This is a genomic window from Bordetella sp. (assembly GCF_057362025.1).
Genome location: NZ_JBMQQZ010000101.1, coordinates 36,012 through 53,882 on the forward strand (window position 1 = coordinate 36,012; position 17,871 = coordinate 53,882).

A 17,871-nucleotide genomic window follows, 5' to 3' on the forward strand; every position below is an offset into this window, starting at 1 on the left:
ATCGGTGTGGGTGGAAGCGACGGCCGGGCGGGTGCCTTTTCAGTCCGGACGATCGATTCGGCCTTCCATCACATCCGCACAGGCGGCCTCGACACGTTCGGGGGCATCCTCGTCCAGGCAGTCGACGATGATGCGTTCCGGCTGCGCGCGCAGCCAGGTCAACTGCCGTTTGGCCAATTGGCGTGTCGCCGCGATGCCGTTGGCGCGCGCTGCGTCCAGATCGACCTCGCCATCCAGGTATGACCATATCTGCCGATAGCCGACGCAGCGCACCGAGGGCAGGCCGCTGTGCAGATCGCCGCGCGCGCGCAGGGCCCGCACTTCGTCCACCAGGCCCCGGTCCAGCATTTGGTCGAAGCGCGCCGCGATGCGAGCATGCAGGGCCGCACGGTCCGAGGGCTCCAGGCTGATGGTGATGTAGCGGTACGTGGCCGCTTCGCCGCCGCTGCCGCCCCCCGGCGCGTTCGCGCGCGAGTCGGACGCGCGCTTCAGCAGTTCGGACATGGGGCGGCCGCTGACGATGCAGACTTCCAGGGCCCGCTGGATGCGTTGGCTGTCATTGGGCGTCAGCCGTGCCGCGGTCGCGGGATCCAGGCGTGCCAGCTCCTCGCGCATGGCCGGCCAGCCGATCTCCCTGGCGCGGGCATCCAGCGAGGCCCGCAGGGCCGGATCCGCGGAGGGTAAATCGTCCAATCCCTCGCGCAAGGCCTTGAAGTAGAGCATGGTGCCGCCGGCCAGCAAGGGGATGCGGCCGCGCGCATGGATGTCGCCGATCAATCGCAGCGCGTCGGCGCGGAACTCCGCGGCGGAATAGGATTGCGCCGGGTCGCGGATATCCAGCAGGTGCTGCGGGACCCGCGCGCGTTCGTGCTCATCGGGTTTCGCTGTGCCGATGTCCATGCCGCGATAGATCGTCGCGGAGTCGACATTGACGATCTCCAGCGGCCAGCGCCGGGCCACCGCCAGCGAGGCGGCGCTTTTCCCGGCCGCGGTCGGTCCGGTCAGGCAAAGAATGGGGTGGGGCGTCATGTCGTAATGCGAAGGTCCGCGGTGCGCGGTGTCGCCGTGCGGCGGTCGATGTTCATGAGCGCGGCTCGACTACTGGCCGCGCAGGAACAGCCGGTCCAGATCGGACAGGGACCATTGCACCCACGTCGGACGGCCGTGATTGCATTGGTCGGCACGTTCGGTGGCTTCCATGCGGCGCAGCAGGGCGTTCATTTCCTCGATGGTCAGGCGCCGGTTGGCGCGCACGGAGCCGTGGCAGGCCATGGTCGCGAGCAGTTCGTTGCGCTGTTCGGTCAGCAAGCGCGAAACGCCGACGGTCGCCAGGTCTCGCAACATCGCGCGTGCCAAGGATTCGACATCGCCCCGCGCCAGCAGCGCGGGCACGGAACGCACCGCAATGGATGCCGGTCCCGCGGGCCGCATGCGGAATCCCAGTTCTTCCAACTGGTCCTCGCATTCCTCGACCAGGGCCACGTCCTTTTCCTGCGCATTGAATACCACCGGTACCAGCAGGTCCTGGCGCGGCATGGTACGCGCGTCGAGCGCGGTCTTCAGCTGCTCGTAAACGACGCGTTCATGGGCGGCGTGCATATCGACCAGCACCAGCCCGCGCTTGTTCTGCGCCAGGATGTAGATGCCGTGCAGCTGGGCCAGTGCCATGCCCAGGGGGTGTTCCTCGTCGGCGGGTAGCGCGGCATTGCCGGAACCCGGTTCGCGCAAGGGCAGGGCAGACGGGGCGGCTGCGCCGTCCGTCATCGCCGAGGCATAGTCCACGACGGCCGTGGACGCCGGGTCTGCCGCGCCTGCCCGCGCGCCATCGCCGGTACTGTCTTCCAGCGGACGATAAAGGCTTTGCCAGTCGGCCGTCCCGGCCGCCGGCGCGCCATGCAGCCGGAAAGGCACCTGGGTATGGGGCCTGGCGCCCGGGAATGCGGGATTGGGGGCGCGATACGCCGTGGACGGCGCGCCGCCGGCCCCCGGCCCGGTGTATGGCCGGTACGGCGCCGCGGCGCCGGAGGGCAGCGCGGTATTCCGCTGCAGGGCCGGATCCGCGCCTGCCGCCATCGTGTCCCGGCCTTCGGCCACACTGCTGCCGCCGGTCTGTGCCAGGGCGTCCGAGACCGCCTGGGACACGAAACGATGCACCGCGCCACTATCGCGGAAACGTACCTCGTGCTTGGCCGGATGCACGTTCACATCCACCGCTGCGGGGTCGATATCCAGGAACAGCACATAGGCCGGCTGGCGGTCGCCGTGCAGGACGTCCGCATATGCGCTGCGCAATGCGTGGCTGACCGTACGATCGCGCACGAAACGTCCGTTCACGTACAGGTACTGGCGATCGGCGCGCGCCCGCGCGGCGGTGGGCCGGGTGACCATGCCGGTAAGCACGACGGGGCCGACCGCCCGATCGATCAGGACCCCCTGGTCGGCGAACTCCGCGCCCAGAACGTCGCGGATGCGCTGCGGCGCGTCCGCGGGCAGCCATTGCCGATGCGCGCGGTCGTGGTGAAAAAGGCGGAAGGCGACGCCCGGATTCGCCAGGGCGATGCGTTCCATGGCATCCAGGCAATGGCCGAATTCCGTTGCCTCGGCCCGCAGGAACTTGCGGCGCGCCGGCACGGCGTCGAACAGTTGCCGCACGTCGACGGTGGTGCCGGGGGGCCCGGATGCCGGCGCGATCTCCCCGCTGGTGGCGTCGATCTGCGACGCATGCGCATCTTCGCGCGTACGCGAAATCAGCGTTAACTGCGCCACCGATGCAATGGACGCCAGCGCTTCGCCGCGAAACCCCATCGACGCCACCGCTTCCAGTTCATCGAGCGTGGCGATCTTGCTGGTCGCATGACGGCGCAGCGCCAGGGGCAGTTCCGCCGGTGGGATGCCGCCGCCGTCATCCGTGACGGCGATGCGGCGGATGCCGCCGCCTTCCAACCTGACTTCGATGGCCCTGGCGCCGGCGTCGATCGCGTTCTCCAGCAGCTCCTTCAGGACGGACGCGGGGCGTTCGATGACCTCGCCAGCGGCGATCTGGCTGATCAAAAGGTCGGGCAGGGCGGCGATGGGGCGGCGATCGGGCATGGGCGGGTATGACTAGGGTTTGCGATTGATTTTAGCCGTGGTCCCGGGTCGGCTATAGTCGCGGGCTACGCCCCCGTCTCCTAACCTGATTCCGCCCGCATGCTCGATTTACTGAATATGGTGTTGCACATCGACCAGACTCTTGGAGTCTGGGTCGCCCAGTACGGCTCCTGGGTCTATCTGGTGCTGTTCCTGATTGTTTTCGGCGAAACGGGCTTCGTAGTCCTTCCTTTCCTTCCAGGCGATTCGCTGCTGTTCATTGCCGGCGCGTTCGGGGCCTCGGGCCATATCGATCCCATGCTGCTGGGCGTACTGCTGATGGTGGCGGCGATTACCGGCAACACGCTGAACTATGCCGTCGGGCGCTACATCGGGCCGCGCGTGTTTTCCATGAACGTGCGCTTCCTGGATCGCACGGCCCTGATGCGCACGCATGCTTTCTACGAGAAACACGGCGGCAAGACCATCATCCTGTCGCGCTTCATCCCGCTGGTGCGCACCTTCGCGCCCTTCGTGGCCGGCGTGGCGGAAATGAGCGTGGCCCGCTTCCAGTTGTTCAATATTACCGGCGCGATCCTGTGGGTGGGCAGCCTGGTGACGGCCGGCTATTTCTTCGGCAACATCCCGATGGTCAAAGAACGCCTGAACCTGATCGTGCTGATCGGCCTGGGGGCGGCCATCCTGCCGCTGGTTCTGGCCGGGCTATGGAAGGTTTTCCGGCGCCGCCATGGCGGGACGTCGCATGGTTGATACCGCGCCGGCGGCGCGGTATCGGTTCAGGTGACGTCGCCCACGCGTGCCAGCGGCGGGTTCGAGGTCAGGTAGCGCTGGATGCCGGTAAACATCGCCATCGCCAGCTTGTCCTGATGCGACGGCGACTTCAACTGCGCTTCCTCGTTGGGATTGCTGATGAAAGCCGTCTCGACCAGGATGGACGGGATGTCGGGCGCCTTCAGCACGGCGAATCCGGCCTGTTCCACATCGTCCTTGTGCAGGCGGTTGATCTTTTTGATCTCTTCCAGCAGCACGCTGCCCAGTTTCAGAGAATCGTGGATTTGCGCTGACGTGGACAGGTCCAGCAACACCTTCGCGACCTGCTCGTCGTGCGAACCCAGGTTGACGCCGCCAATCAGGTCGGCGGCGTTTTCCTTGTTGGCCATCCATCGCGCGGCGGCACTGGATGCACCGCGCTGCGACAGCGCGAACACCGAAGACCCGCTGGCGCTGGGCTTGATCCAGGCGTCGGCGTGGATGGAGACGAACAGGTCGGCGCGCACGCGACGCGCCTTCTGCACGCGCACGTGAAGCGGCACGAAGTAATCGTCGTCGCGCGTCAGGTAGGCGCGCATATTGGGCTGGGCGTCGATCAATGCCTTCAGCCGGTGCGCGATACGCAGGACCACGTCTTTTTCACGCAGGCCGGTCCGCCCGCTGGCGCCGGGATCCTCGCCGCCATGGCCGGGATCCAGCGCGATGGTCAGCATGCGCTTGCGCCCGCCGAGCTTGGGCGAAGGATCGGACGGGCGCGGCAGTGCCACCGACGGCGGCGTATTGGGCAGCGGCGCGGGCGTCGGAATGCTTGCCGTGGCCGGCCCGGGTGGGTTGCGCGAGATGTCTTCCAGGATGCGCGCCAACGGGTCGTCGACATCCGGCCCGGCGGGCTTTTTCAGGATGGCCATCAAGGGGTCCTGGGCCACCTTCGGGTACAAGTCCAGCACCAGGCGGAACTGGTAGTCGGCCACCGGCTTCAGCGTGAAGATCTGCGGCGCCACCGCCTGCTTCAGGTCGAAGACCAGGCGCACGACGTTGGGACGGTTCTGCGCGATGCGCAGCGAACGGATGTATGGATCGTCCTTGCGGATCTTGGCCGCCAGCTCGTTCAGCGACGGGCTCATGGACAGCCCCTGGATATCCACGACCAGGCGGTCGGGATTTTCCAGCGTGAATTGTTCCGCCTTCAGTTCGCTGTCCAGTTCCAGCGTTACGCGGGTGTATTCGTCCGCCGGCCACGTGCGTACCGCCAGGATGGTGGCGGCCTGCGCCAGGCGTGGAATGACGGGAAGGACGAGCAGCGTGGCGGCAGCGCCGATCAGGCGTCGCCGTGAGACGGCGCGCCGGTGGGCCGGGGCGCCTGAGGGGGGACAATCGCGTTCAGCCATAGTTGTCCTCGAACGGTGTGCGCGGTCAATGTGGCATCCCGTCCATGACCGGAATAAGCCAGGTCGATGTGCAGATCGGGCGGGGGTAAAAGCCCCGCTGCCCGCTCCGGCCATTCGATCAGGACGACCACATCATCCCGCAGTAAATCGCGGAATCCTGCGTCCAGCCACTCGCGCGGATCGCTAAATCTATAAAAATCAAAGTGATAGAAGTATAAGTTAGAAACTTTATAGGTTTCAAGCAGGGCGTAGCTGGGGCTTTTGATCCGGCCCTTAATGCCGCTTTCGCGCAACAGGGCCCGGACGAAGGCGGTCTTTCCCGCGCCCAGATCGCCCGAAAGGTGAATGCGGCCCCCGGGTGCCGAGGGGCCCGCACCGCGAAGCAGGGGGGCGAAGCGCCGCGCCAGCTCGTCGGTGGCGCGGTCGTCGGGCAAATGCAGAGTGATGCTGCGGGCAGCGGACATGGCGCGGGTCGAGTGGTAAAAACAGGGGATTATAGGAACCGCCGGCGCGCGAGGCGCGGGCGAACAACGGAGCTGCATCCTCATGAAGACCCGCACCGAGAAAGACACCTTCGGCCCCATCGACGTTCCCGCCGACCACCTCTGGGGCGCGCAGACGCAGCGGTCGCTGCAGTTCTTCGCGATCTCTACCGAGAAGATGCCGGTCCCCCTGGTCGATGCGATGGCGCGGCTGAAGAAGGCGGCGGCGCAGGTCAATGCCCAGTTGGGCGAGCTGGACCGCGGCATCGCGGATGCCATCGCAAAGGCCGCGGACGAAGTCATCGCCGGCAAGTGGCCGGACGAATTCCCGCTATCGGTCTGGCAGACGGGTTCGGGCACGCAAAGCAATATGAACATGAACGAGGTGCTGGCCAACCGCGCTTCGGAAATCCTCGGTGGTGAGCGAGGCGAGGGCCGCAAGGTACATCCGAACGACCACGTCAACCGTGGGCAGTCGTCCAACGACACTTTCCCCACCGCCATGCACGTCGCGGCCGCTGTGCAGGTCGAACAGCACCTGCTGCCGGCGCTGAAGGCGCTGCGCGCCACGATGGCGGAGAAAAGCGCGGCGTTCTACGACATCGTCAAGATCGGACGCACCCATTTGCAGGATGCGACGCCGTTGACGCTGGGCCAGGAGCTGTCCGGCCACGTCGCGCAGCTGGATTTGTCCGAACAGCAAATAAGGGCGGCGTTGCCGGGCCTGCACCAATTGGCCATCGGCGGCACGGCAGTGGGTACCGGCCTGAACGCGCATCCGGAATTCAGTGCGCGGGTCTCGGCGCAACTGGCGCACGACACCGGCGCTGCCTTCGTATCGGCACCCAACAAATTCCAGGCATTGGCCTCGCACGAGGCCTTGCTGTTCATGCATGGCGCGCTCAAGACGCTGGCGGCCGGACTGATCAAGCTGGCCAATGATGTGCGCTGGCTGGCCAGCGGCCCGCGCTCCGGACTGGGCGAAATCAGCATTCCGGAGAACGAGCCGGGCAGCTCCATCATGCCGGGCAAAGTCAATCCCACGCAGTGCGAGGCGATCACCATGCTGGGCGCGCAGGTGTTGGGCAATGACGTGGCGATCAACATCGGTGGCGCCAGCGGGAACTTCGAGCTGAACGTGTTCAAGCCGATGTTGATCCACAACTTCCTGCAATCGGTGCGCCTGTTGTCCGACGGCATGCACAGCTTCAACGAACACTGCGCCAAGGGCATAGAACCGAATCGGGATCGCATCGCCGAGCTGGTCGATCGCTCGCTGATGCTGGTGACGGCATTGAATCCCCACATCGGCTATGACAAGGCCGCCCAGATCGCCAAGAAGGCGCATAAGGAAAACCTGTCGTTGAAAGAAGCCGCGCTGCAGCTTGGCCATGTCACCGACGAGCAGTTCCAGGAGTGGGTCGTGCCCGCGGACATGACCAACGCCAGGCGCAAGCCGTAAAGCGGGCGCGCTCCCAATCGCCCGCTATCCCGCCATCGCCAGCCACATCGGGATGCTGGCGGCCGAGGCCAGCGTGCCCAGCGAAATCACCACGGCGACAAGGCGGCCGTCGCCGCCCATGCGCATCGCCAGCACGTAGCTGGCCGATGCCGTGGGCAGGGCGGCGAATACCAGCAGCATGCGGGCGTCCAGCGGCGGCAGCGCCAGTGCGCGTGCCACCGCGATGGCCGTCAACGGCAGCACCAGCAGCTTCACCGCCAGCATCCAGGCGATAAGCTTGCCGTGGCGGCGTCCTCCTTCCCAGGACAGGTTGGCGCCCACGCACAGAATGCCGACGGCGATCGCCGCGGCGCCCAGCCGCGCCAGGAAAATATCGACGGGCCCGGGCAGTTGCAGGCCGGCGAAGTTGCAGCCCAGGCCCGCCAACGTGGAAACCACGAGCGGGTTGCGCATCAGCTCGCGACCCAGGTTGCCGCCGTTGTGGCGCGCCAGCGCATGCACGGCCATGACATTCGCGATGGGCACGGCCAGGCCCACCAGTACCGCCATGATGGTCTGGCCGCGCTGGCCGCCCAGATTGGCGGCCAGCGCCAGGCCGATATAGGTGTTGAAGCGGTAGGCGCATTGCGCGACGGACGCGTAGGCCATGCGCTCCGGCTTCAGGACCGGCATTGCCAGCCATGCCGCGATATAGCCTACCACCAGCACCAGTGCGACAGCCTGCAGCAGCATCAGCGCGCTGGCCGCCGTCAATGGCGTGCGCACGATGGCCTGGAAGAGCAGGGCGGGGAACAGGACGAAGTACACGAGCCGTTCCAGGCCCGTGAAGAAGTCGCGTTCGAAGCGAAGTTTGTGATGAAGCGCCCAGCCCAGGGCGACAAGCAGAAAATCGGGCAGAACCAGCAGTGCGACGGACATGGATGTGGGCGACAGAGCGGGTACCTCGGGGTTGCCCCGGTACCTCATGTAAACATTTGCTGCTATTCTGCGTGATTGTGCAGGAGTGTGCACGTCGCCCATGAGGCGAAAGAAATGCACAGCCGCTACCAAATCAGCCCGCAAAGGGCGGGTTGAAGAACACACAGGAGATCGATCGATGATGAAAATCCGCACGCTGGCGTGGGCCATTGCGCTGGGCGCGGGCAGCCTGGCCACGTCCGCGCAGGCCGCCGACAACTATCCCAGCCACGCCATACGCGTGATCGTGCCTTTCGCCCCGGGCGGTTCCACCGACATCATTGCGCGCCTGGTCACCCAGCGCATGAGTCAGGAACTGGGCCAGCCCATGGTCATCGAGAACAAGGGCGGTGCCGGTGGCGCGATCGGCGCGGCCGAAGGCGCCAAGGCCGCGCCCGATGGCTACACGCTTTCCATCGCCACCGTGTCGACGATGGCGGTCAATCCCGCCTGCCGGCCCAACGATCTTCCCTACAATCCGATCAAGGATTTCCAGCCGATCACCAACTTCGCCAATACCGCGAACGTGGTATCGGTGAATCCCAAGAAGATGCCGGTCAAGGACTTCAAGGAATTCCTGGAGGTCCTGAAGAAGAACCCGGGCAAGTACTCCTACGGCAGCTCGGGCACCTGCGGCGTGCTGCACCTGATGGGCGAATCGTTCAAGCTGGCCACGGGCACGGACATCGTGCACGTTCCCTACAAGGGATCCGGCCCGGCGCTGGCCGACGTGGTGGGTGGGCAGGTCGAAATCCTGTTCGATAACCTGCCGTCTTCCATGCCGCAGATCCAGGCCAAGGCCATCCATGCGCTGGCGGTGGCGTGGCCCAAGCGCATCAAGTCCCTGCCGGATGTGCCGACCTTCGCCGAAGTAGGATATCCCGCGGTGAACCAGCCGGTGTGGTATGGCCTGCTGGCGCCCGCCAATACCCCGATGGCCATCGTGAACAAGCTGCGCGATGCCGCCGTGGTGGCCCTGAAGGATCCCAAGGTGATCAAGGCGCTGGACGAGCAAGGTTCCGAACCGTCCGGCAATACGCCCGAGGAGTTCGCCAAAGAGATCAAGGCGCAATACGACTGGGCCAAGGAAATCGTGAAGAAGCAGAACATCAAGCTCGAATAAGCGATACGAGCGCGATGGCAAAAAGCCAGGCGCAAGCCTGGCTTTTTCCATTTGCAGCCGGCCGTCCCCCCGGTGCCGGCCCCCCTACAATGACGCCATGAGCAAGACCCGACACGTATCCGAAACCCCGGCGACGCAATTCCTGAAGCAGCACAAGATCGCCTATAGCGAGCACACCTACGACTACGTCGAGCACGGCGGCGCGGGAGAGGCCGCGCGCCAGCTGGGCCTGGACCCGCATGCGGTCGTGAAAACGCTGGTCATGGAGGACGAATCCGCCCGGCCCCTGATCGTGCTGATGCATGGGGACCGCGAGGTCTCCACCAAGAACCTGGCGCGGCAGGCCGGCCTGAAAAAAGTCGCGCCCTGCCAACCGGAGGCGGCGCAGCGCCATTCCGGCTACCAGGTGGGGGGCACCTCGCCTTTCGGGACGCGCAAGCGCATGCCCGTCTGGGTAGAGGCCAGCGTGCTGGACTATCCCACGATCTATATCAACGGCGGCCGGCGCGGCTACCTCGTCGGTATCGCGCCCACGGTACTGGTCGACCTGCTGGGCGCGCGTCCCGTTTCCGTCGGCCTCGAATAGGCGAAATAGTCGGACGGGAGTTATGCCGGATCGGGGCGGACGCGCGACGGATCGATAAGGCTGCCACGGCGCCGCCGGGACTGCGCCACCGCCGCGCGGTCGCCGTCATGCGTCCTGCGGGTGCGCGTGGCGGCGGCGGTATTCCGCCGGAGTCACGCCGACATGCTTGTAGAAGGTGCGCCGCAGCGTATCCGCATTGGCGAAGCCGCATTCCGCCGCGACCTGCTTGGGGCTGCGGGCGCCGCTTTCCAGCATGGAACGAGCGGCCGACACGCGCGCCACTTCCACCCATGCGGCTGGGGTGATGCCGGTTTCCGTGCGGAACAGGCGCGCGAAGTGGCGCGGGCTGAGTCCGGCGTGCTGCGCGAGGCTGGGCACATCATGCCGCAGGCCCGGGTTGGCGACGACCCAGCGCTGTACCTCTTGCAGGACGGAGCGGCCAGCGGGATGGGTTTCGCCCTTGCGGCTGAACTGCAATTGCCCGCCGGGGCGCTTGAAGAACATGACCAACTGGCTGGCCACGCGGCGGGCGATCTCGCGGCCCAGGTCTTCCTCGACCAGCGCCAGGGCGAGGTCCAGCCCGGCCGTTACGCCGGCGGCGGTGCGCAGCTTGCCGTCGCGCACGTATAGCGCATCTTCGTCCACCGTGATCGACGGGTAGGCCTGCGTCAGGGTCTGCACGGCTGCCCAGTGGGTGGTGATTCGGCGGCCGTCCAGCAGGCCCGCGGCGGCAAGTACGAACGCCCCCGTGCAGACTGAGCCGTAACGCCGCGATCGCGGCGCGCATTCGCGCAGCCACTGGCGCAGCTGCGCGGGCAAGCGCACTTCATGGGCGTGCGGCGCGCCGGCGACCAGCAGGGTATCGAAGCGGACGTCCGCCTGGCCGGCCACGAGGTCCGGCAATATCCGCGTACCGGATGAACTGCGTATCGGCCCGGGTTCGCAGCCGACGACCTGCAGCGTGTAGTACTGCCGGCCGGCCTCCTGGTTGGCCTGGGCGAAGACATCCAGGGGGCCCGAGACATCCAGCAGTTGGACGCCGGGCAGGGCCAGGACGGCAATGGATTTCGGCATTTTTCGACAGCTGCGGACGCCATGTCCCGATGCGACGGAAAATGGCAGTATACGGCGGGTTACGCCAATTGATGCCATGGACGGGCGGTTTCACAATGGCTATACCAACCTTTTCCAGGAGCAGCGATCATGGCCCCGACCATAAACGGCATCACCGTCCCCGATAGCCAACTCGCCCGCGAGATTACCGAGCTGGTCCGCGATACCGAGTCCCCCCTGCTTTTCCACCATTCCAGCCGCGTGTATTACTTTGCCTCGCTGGCCGGCAAGCGGCGCGGCCTGAAGTTCGATCCGGAGCTGCTCTACGCGGGTGCGATGTTCCATGACATGGGGTTGACGCACCGTCATGCCAGCGATCATCTGCGGTTCGAAGTCGACGGTGCCAATGTGGCGCGCGATTTCCTGAAGGCACGGGGCATCCCGCCGCAGGACGTCGATCTGGTGTGGACGGCAATCGCGCTGCACACGACGCCCGGTATTCCGGAACACATGCACCCCGTCATCGCGCTGGTGACCGCGGGGGTGGAGATGGATGTGCTGGGCATCGATTATTCCGGGTTCAGCGACGCCGACCGCGAGGCCGTCGTGCATGCGCATCCGCGCGGCGACAGCTTCAAGGAAAACATCATCCAGACCTTCTACGACGGCATCAAACACAAGCCGGATACCACCTTCGGCAATGTCAAGGCCGATGTCATCGCGGACAAGGAGCCGCATTTCCATCGCGGCAATTTCTGCAGCGTCATTCGCGGATCGGCCTGGCGTTCCTGATGCGATACACCGCGGCGCGGCGTCGCCCTACGCGGTGTGTCGCCGCGCGGCCATCCGGGCGCGCGGCCGGGGCCGTGTCCGTCCACCCCGGGCGGCGTCCCGTGGGACGCATCACATCATCGCTACTTCGTTCTGTACGAACTTGCGGATGCGCACCGCGTCGGCGATGCGCGAGTATTTGCCTTGGGAGTCCAGCAGCACGATGGCCAGGTCGCGGCCGCCGATGTGGGCCAGCATGACCAGGCATTCGCCGGCTTCGTTGATGAAGCCCGTCTTGGAGATTTTGATGTCCCAGTCGGCGTTGCGTACCAGCGCGTTGGTGTTGCGGAAGGTGCGCATGTGCCCCTTGCCCATGTCGACGTCGTATTCCGTGTCGGTGGTATAGCGGTGGATCAGCGGGCGCTGCGACGCCGCGCGTAACAGGCGCACCAGATCGCGTGGAGAGGAAACGTTCTCGCTGGACAAGCCGGTGGGCTCGACGAAGTGCGTGTCCATCATGCCCAGTTCGCGTGCCTTGGCGTTCATCGCTTTGACGAAGGCGGGCATGCCGCCGGGGTAGTAGCGGCCCAGCGCGTGCGCGGCGCGGTTCTCCGACGACATCAGCGCAACGTGCAGCATGTCCGCGCGGGTCAGGCGCGAACCCACGGGCAGGCGCGACGCGGCATGGCGCAGTCGATCGATGTCGTCGTCGGTCACTTCCAGCACGTCGTCCATCGGCTGGTTGGCGTCGACCACCACCAGCGCTGTCATCAGCTTGGAGATCGACGCGATGGGGCGGATGGTGTCTTCCTTCTTCGAAAACAGTACGGTGGAGGTCGCCAGATCCTGCACGTAGGCCACGCTGGAGCGCAGGGCCGCGGCCTGCGCCGACGTCGATGCGGGCGCGGCGGCCGCGGATACCTTGCTGTGCGTGGCGGCGGTGGTGTGGCGGACGACCGTCTTGCCGGATTTGGTGGTCGTATCGGCGACCACATCCTTGCGCATCGTGGTGTTCGTCTTGCCGCCGGCGGTCTTTTTCGCCACCGTGGTGGTCTTGCTCTGCGTTTTCGCCACCGTGGTCTTGTTGCCGGACTTCGCGGTGGTCGTCGACTTGGTTACCGTGGTCGTGGTGGTTTTCTTCGGCGCGGTCTTGGCCTGGGCGGCTTTGCAAGCGGCGGACTTCGCATTGACCTTGCAGGGGTCGGAGGCGGCACGCGCGCCGGGCGAGACCAGAAGCGATGCCGCAACCAGCAGCGGGGCGGCCACAGTCAGGACCAAACGTGTCGGAAATTGCGCCATAGGTAGGACGGATCCGGAAGGCAAAACGGCGCGCCGGCGGGCGGCGCGTCAGAAAATTGAATCGAATTATAGGGTTAGCCTGACAATTTAAACAATCTTTTTAAGCTGCCTGGGTGCACTCTTCTGGGGCATCCATAGGACAAGTCTTAGGGCGTGCGGATTCGTGACCGAATATTACATGCCGGTCAGCGCAGGCCAATGGGGGATTTCGAGTAGGGGCGGGCGGTGGATAGCGCGTGAGGCGAGGGGGCCGGTGGCTGGACGCGAATGGCCAGCAAACAGGCCCCGCAAACAGGCCCAGCAATCCGCTGCAGCGAATAGGCCAGGCCGTAGGCGGCTCGCCTTCAATATCGACCGCGGGTGCAAAAGCGGGTGGCCTCGCCGGGTGGAATCGAACCACCAATTGACCCTTAGGAGGGGCCGGTTATATCCATTTAACTACGGCGAGACGTGCTTTTTGCGGGGATCGCGTAACCCCTGAAAAACACTGAATTTTTTGGCTAAGACTTTGATTTATCAGGGGAAGCGCTAGCCAAAACTATATCACGATTTATCACGCAATCTCATCTGATCTAATATCCAGCTACTACAGAAACTACTACAGCAGGGACGGGATCATGGCCGCGATTGTGAAGATCGGCGCCAAGTGGCGCGCTCAGGTACGCAAAGCCGGACGCAAGTCTATCAGCAGGACGTTCGACACCAAAATCGAGGCGCAACGCTGGGCGATGGAAATCGAGTGCAGCCCTGGCCAGGCGACCGACCTTACCGTGGCCGCTCTGATCCAGAAATACCGCGACCTGCGTCGGGACTCCGGCCGGCCGGTCAAAGATCAGTCCAACGAGGACTACATGCTCCGGCACCTGGCGGACGCGGACCTCGGCCTGGGGCCGATCAAGATGGAGCGGCTGGGCACGTCCGACCTGGTGGCCTGGTGTCAGCGACGCAAGAAAGAGAACGTTGGGCCTTATACGATCAACATGCACATGTCGAAGCTTGGAACCGCCATCAAGCATACGAAAAGTGTGCTCGGCCTGCGCCTGGGCGATCCCGTCGGCGATGCCCGTCCGACTCTTCATCATTTCGGCCTCATCGGGCCGGGGAAGAAGCGCGACCGCCGGCCGACGGCCAAAGAGCTGGAGGCGCTCTTCACGTATTTCGCCGCTCATTTCCCTTACATGGTGGACGTGCTGACCGTCGCGCTGCATACGGGGCTGCGGCAGGGCGAGATATTTCGTATCCGATGGGCCGACCTCGATTCCAAGCGCCGCATCATCGTGGTGCGGGACCGCAAGCACCCAAAGCAGAAGATCGGCAACGACCAGGAGGTGCCGCTGCTGGGCGAGGCCTGGCCAGCCGTGGACCGTCAACCGAGGGATACGGTCGACGGCCGCATATTTCCCTATCGGGCGCCGACTGTGAGCCAGCTATTCACAAGGACTTGCCGAGACCTGGGCATCCAGGACCTGCACTTTCACGACATGCGCCACGAGGCAGTGAGCAGCTTGTTCGAGGCAGGGTGGCAGATCCCGGAGGTCGCCGCCGTGTCCGGACATAAGGACTGGCGGCAATTGAAGCGATATACGCAGATCGACCCGGCAGGGCTGCACAGCAAGGTGCTGCCGCTGCGCAAGGCTGCTGCCTAATTGGCCTGTCGGGCGGCGTGGTACCGCTGGTCGAGGTACTCGCCCACGGCGCGGACATCGGCGAAGCGGTTGCGGCCTTCCTTGTACGTCGGGACTGGGCACTTGTCGTCGGATATTTGGTTGCGCAGCGTTCCCTCGGCGATTCCAAGTTCTATTGCCAGCTCTCCGAGAGTCAGGCGCATGCGGCCGTACCGCATGTATAGAAGCATCGAGGTAGACGCGCCCCCTGCATTTCCGGTCTGAGACGTCATGCGGCCTTTCATATGAGATCCATCGCTGTGCGCATTTTTAATCGTCCACGTCTCCCGCGCAGGCCCGTTTGAAATCGAGCGCTGCCTGCGGGTTGTGGTTGGTACGGGTTGACCCAGGTGGGTCGAGAACGGGCGCCTCGGCTGGTGGCGGGCGGAATTCGTTGGGATGGGCGCGACCGGCAAGAGCCTCGGCCGTGATTTCGAGGCAACGGGCGAGCAGCGGGTTGCGCAGCGCCTCAGGAAGGGGCACGTGCAGGTTAGAAGCCGCGTAGGCGCGCTCGATCTGCTGGGGCGTGGGCTTAGGCATCACGCTCCCTTCCGGAAGACCCAGCAATGCACGGTGCTCGCGCCGCTGGCGTTCGTTCGGATTCGGCTCTTAACCGTCTTGACGCCGATGAACTTGTGCCGGCGGCTGGTGCGCAGGACCTTTTTCAGATCCCGCAGGTTGGGAACTTGCTGGCGCCGGTTGACTGCTTCCTCGACGTATTGGTTCAAGTTGACAGCTATCTCGTCGTCATTGCAGCTGTGATTCAGCTTGGGCGGCAGCTCGTCGCCGTTGAGGTATTCGAACGAATCCCAGAATTCCTGCACGATGGGATGGTCGGCATTGATGATGTGCTGTCGTTCCGCCGCCATATCGCCCAGCAGCGCGATGGCTGCGGCGTGCTGCTCGTCAGTCAGTTTGACGACAATGCGCAGGGCGTCGATGGTCGCCATCATTTGCGCGTGGCATTTCACGATGCGGACCATTTTCACGTCGGGCCGCGCCTTGATTACGTCGTGGTAGTGCGGCGTGCGCGCTTCGATGACCTGGAGCACCTGGGCCTCGCGCTTCGTCGCCGCGAGAATGAATCCGGACACGTCGGCCGTTGGCGTCGATTCCAGCGCTACCGCGGCGGCATAGGTCTGTGCGTTCTGGCCGGCGCGGTCGATGTTCAGGTGAACGATACGGGAAAGAATCGCTTCCGACGCGCTCACGTCGTTGTTCTGCGCGATGACGATGGATCCCCGGAACGGGGGTTCGTAGGTTTCGTTGCCACCGTTGGCGACCCCGCGAGCGCGGATGCTTCGGCCGTTGTACGCGGTTTTCAGCTCGTCCCAATCGAAGGACTTCACATGGGTTTTCTCGTCTCCCATTCGTTCGCGATCGGACTCGATCAGCACGACAGGCAGGCCGGACACCTGGGAGAAGTTGCGCGCGCGGGCTGCAAGCGACGCCTTGGACGGATCGAAGCCTTCATAGTCGCTTCGCCCGACCAGTTTCCATAGGAACTCGATGAGTGTCGATTTTCCGGAACCGGCTTCGCCGACGATCTCCAGGAATGGATAGCTCTTGTGGATCGCGCGTATCTGCTCGGCAAAGAGGGACCCGAACCAAAAGGCCAGGGCAACAAGGCCTTTTGCCCCGAAGGCCGTCCAGACCTGGTTAACCCATCCCGACGTGTACGCGTGTGGATCGTTATTGACCGACAGCGCGACCGATTGGTTTAGGGATTTGACCGACAGTTTGCCGATGTCGAAGAAATCTTCTTCGTTGATTCGATAGATGGTGCCGTCCTTGACGGCGATGTCGCCGAGGACATAGCAGCCGTGGTTTCGGCTGTATCCGATGAAATCGACCGTCTCCACCCGTTTGATGTTGTACAGGCGGCGCTCCATCATGCGGTCAAGATGCTGGGCTGTGCCGCTGAACATCGCGCCTGGCGCCACGGCAAGAAGCCGCTTCTTGAATTCGCTGGCCGTGGATACCTGGGACGCCGTGAAGGTGTTTTTCACCGGGGCGCCATCGTGCGGGAATTCCACGCGGAAGTAGTACCAGCTTTCGTCGGTGAGCTTGTTTTCCTGGAAATACAGGGGTTGCGGGTAGCAGTTGGAGATAGGGCGGATGCCGCCCGACTCGCGTAGCGCTTTCTCGCGCAGCTCGTCGTGCGTCATAGGTTCGGCGCCGGGCTCCTCGGCTATCCGGTCCATGGCCTTGTGGTATGCATTGAGGTCGATGCTGAACCAGTACAGGCGTTTGCCGAATTCAAAGTCGAACTCGGTACGGCTGTTGTCGTGCTCGTAGATCAGCAGGGCCTTTTCCGTGGCGTTCGACGCCAGCAGCAACGCACCGTGGTGGAAATAGGCCTTCAGGCCATCCGGTGTAAGGTGCTTCTTCGCGGTGTCGTCGCCTGCATTGCGGTCCAGCAAATACAGGTCGTTCCAGTCGCGTTTGACCTTGCCCTGGGGAATGAGGGCGGCACGACATGTCCAGCCGTCGGCCCGGGCGCGGCGCACGTGCTTGACCGTGTAGGACCTTCCCGCCTTGTCGCCGTCCAGTGCCCATACCAGCTTAGGCAGGCAATCGCGGCTGTCACGCAAAGCGCGTAGCGCGCCGCTGGGGTAGTTGTTGCATGAAAGCAGTGCGACGGCCGGAATACCGACATGCAGCAAGGCGATGGCGTCGAAAATGCCTTCCACAAGCCACAGTTCGTCGACAGTATTCAGGTCCACGTGAGGCGGTGTCCACCATTCGCCCATGTAGCTGCCGCCGAACTTGAACCGCGCCTTCTGCTTGCCAAAGCGCGACGGTTCGTCGATCAGGCGTTCCCACCAGGTGTTCGCCACCGGAAACCGCACCGTGGCGGAGCCGATGTTTCTGTCCCGGTCGAAATAATGCTCCTGCGAATAGGTGCCGGCGATCTTTGACAGGTCGAAGCCGCGCGCGTGGACCAGGTACGCGTCGGCGGCGGCGTTCGGGTTGGTCTTTTGCTGCTCGGCGTACCGCTTCGACCAGTGGTCGAAGATATCCGGGAACAGTTCCTTGACGTGTCCCTCCCACCCGCAGTTATTCAGCCTGCCACAACGGAGCACCCAGGGGTGTTCCGCGTTGGTATACAGCTCTTTCTTATGGCAAGCGGGGCACAGCCCTTGCCGGAGCCATCCCGCGCGTTCCTTGAAGCCGTAGGGCTCCAGGCGCGCCAGCACTTCGCGGTGAATGTCCGGTTTCATG

At 64.5% G+C, this 17,871-nt stretch carries 16 protein-coding genes and 1 tRNA gene; 6 read left to right on the plus strand and 11 right to left on the minus strand.

Annotated elements, in window-relative coordinates; genetic code table 11:
* Positions 1-39: 39 nt before the first annotated feature.
* Together miaA and mutL are read right to left on the minus strand one after the other, a co-directional pair.
* The gene (miaA, locus tag ACO1P8_RS23140) at positions 40-1,029 is read right to left on the minus strand and encodes a tRNA (adenosine(37)-N6)-dimethylallyltransferase MiaA (protein WP_486298188.1); all 990 of its coding nucleotides are present in this window, start codon (positions 1,027-1,029) and stop codon (positions 40-42) included.
* Between the two features lie 69 nt (positions 1,030-1,098).
* Positions 1,099-3,090, minus strand: coding sequence for a DNA mismatch repair endonuclease MutL (gene mutL, locus ACO1P8_RS23145; protein ID WP_486298189.1), 1,992 nt, complete (start codon positions 3,088-3,090; stop codon positions 1,099-1,101).
* A 99-nt stretch (positions 3,091-3,189) separates the two neighbouring features.
* On the opposite strand from mutL, the gene ACO1P8_RS23150 reads away from it, so the two are divergent.
* Positions 3,190-3,840, plus strand: a complete 651-nt coding sequence (locus tag ACO1P8_RS23150; protein WP_486298190.1) for a VTT domain-containing protein — start codon at positions 3,190-3,192, stop codon at positions 3,838-3,840.
* A 26-nt stretch (positions 3,841-3,866) separates the two neighbouring features.
* On the opposite strand, the gene ACO1P8_RS23155 is transcribed toward ACO1P8_RS23150, so the two are convergent.
* Complete coding sequence (locus ACO1P8_RS23155) at positions 3,867-5,249, minus strand: N-acetylmuramoyl-L-alanine amidase (RefSeq protein ID WP_486298191.1); 1,383 nt, start codon at positions 5,247-5,249, stop codon at positions 3,867-3,869.
* The gene (gene tsaE / locus ACO1P8_RS23160; RefSeq protein WP_486298192.1) at positions 5,180-5,713 is read right to left on the minus strand and encodes a tRNA (adenosine(37)-N6)-threonylcarbamoyltransferase complex ATPase subunit type 1 TsaE; all 534 of its coding nucleotides are present in this window, start codon (positions 5,711-5,713) and stop codon (positions 5,180-5,182) included. The genes ACO1P8_RS23155 and tsaE overlap by 70 nt, the downstream gene beginning before the upstream one ends.
* Positions 5,714-5,795: 82 nt before the next feature.
* Here tsaE and fumC point away from each other — a divergent pair, with 82 nt between their 5' ends.
* On the plus strand, positions 5,796-7,193 hold the full coding sequence (gene fumC, locus ACO1P8_RS23165) for a class II fumarate hydratase (protein ID WP_486298193.1): 1,398 nt from the start codon (positions 5,796-5,798) through the stop codon (positions 7,191-7,193).
* A 24-nt stretch (positions 7,194-7,217) separates the two neighbouring features.
* On the opposite strand, the gene ACO1P8_RS23170 is transcribed toward fumC, so the two are convergent.
* On the minus strand, positions 7,218-8,111 hold the full coding sequence (locus ACO1P8_RS23170) for an AEC family transporter (RefSeq protein ID WP_486298222.1): 894 nt from the start codon (positions 8,109-8,111) through the stop codon (positions 7,218-7,220).
* 178 nt (positions 8,112-8,289) lie between these two features.
* Between ACO1P8_RS23170 and ACO1P8_RS23175 the strand changes: the two genes are divergently transcribed.
* Positions 8,290-9,273, plus strand: a complete 984-nt coding sequence (locus tag ACO1P8_RS23175) for a tripartite tricarboxylate transporter substrate binding protein BugE (RefSeq protein ID WP_486298194.1) — start codon at positions 8,290-8,292, stop codon at positions 9,271-9,273.
* A 97-nt stretch (positions 9,274-9,370) separates the two neighbouring features.
* The gene (gene ybaK / locus ACO1P8_RS23180; RefSeq protein WP_486298195.1) at positions 9,371-9,859 is read left to right on the plus strand and encodes a Cys-tRNA(Pro) deacylase; all 489 of its coding nucleotides are present in this window, start codon (positions 9,371-9,373) and stop codon (positions 9,857-9,859) included.
* Between the two features lie 105 nt (positions 9,860-9,964).
* On the opposite strand, the gene ACO1P8_RS23185 is transcribed toward ybaK, so the two are convergent.
* On the minus strand, positions 9,965-10,933 hold the full coding sequence (locus ACO1P8_RS23185; RefSeq protein ID WP_486298196.1) for a GlxA family transcriptional regulator: 969 nt from the start codon (positions 10,931-10,933) through the stop codon (positions 9,965-9,967).
* 129 nt (positions 10,934-11,062) lie between these two features.
* Here ACO1P8_RS23185 and ACO1P8_RS23190 point away from each other — a divergent pair, with 129 nt between their 5' ends.
* The gene (locus ACO1P8_RS23190) at positions 11,063-11,704 is read left to right on the plus strand and encodes an HD domain-containing protein (RefSeq protein WP_486298197.1); all 642 of its coding nucleotides are present in this window, start codon (positions 11,063-11,065) and stop codon (positions 11,702-11,704) included.
* A gap of 111 nt (positions 11,705-11,815) precedes the next feature.
* Here the strand turns inward: ACO1P8_RS23190 and pbpG are convergent, their stop codons facing one another.
* Positions 11,816-12,982, minus strand: coding sequence for a D-alanyl-D-alanine endopeptidase (gene pbpG, locus ACO1P8_RS23195; RefSeq protein WP_486298198.1), 1,167 nt, complete (start codon positions 12,980-12,982; stop codon positions 11,816-11,818).
* A 373-nt stretch (positions 12,983-13,355) separates the two neighbouring features.
* A tRNA-Arg gene (locus ACO1P8_RS23200) sits at positions 13,356-13,430 on the minus strand.
* Positions 13,431-13,599: 169 nt separating this feature from the next.
* Here ACO1P8_RS23200 and ACO1P8_RS23205 point away from each other — a divergent pair.
* Positions 13,600-14,628 carry a site-specific integrase gene (locus ACO1P8_RS23205; RefSeq protein ID WP_486298199.1) on the plus strand — a complete coding sequence of 343 codons (1,029 nt, stop codon included), beginning with the start codon at positions 13,600-13,602 and terminating at the stop codon, positions 14,626-14,628.
* Here ACO1P8_RS23205 and ACO1P8_RS23210 read toward each other — a convergent pair.
* The 3 genes from ACO1P8_RS23210 to ACO1P8_RS23220 form a co-directional block, all read right to left on the minus strand.
* Positions 14,625-14,810: a hypothetical protein gene (locus ACO1P8_RS23210; RefSeq protein ID WP_486298200.1), complete on the minus strand. Its 186-nt coding sequence runs from the start codon at positions 14,808-14,810 to the stop codon at positions 14,625-14,627. The genes ACO1P8_RS23205 and ACO1P8_RS23210 overlap by 4 nt on opposite strands.
* 106 nt (positions 14,811-14,916) lie before the next feature.
* Positions 14,917-15,186, minus strand: coding sequence for a hypothetical protein (locus tag ACO1P8_RS23215; RefSeq protein WP_486298201.1), 270 nt, complete (start codon positions 15,184-15,186; stop codon positions 14,917-14,919).
* Positions 15,186-17,870, minus strand: coding sequence for a toprim domain-containing protein (locus tag ACO1P8_RS23220; protein ID WP_486298202.1), 2,685 nt, complete (start codon positions 17,868-17,870; stop codon positions 15,186-15,188). Before ACO1P8_RS23220 ends, ACO1P8_RS23215 begins: the two co-directional genes overlap by 1 nt.
* Position 17,871 lies beyond the last annotated feature (1 nt).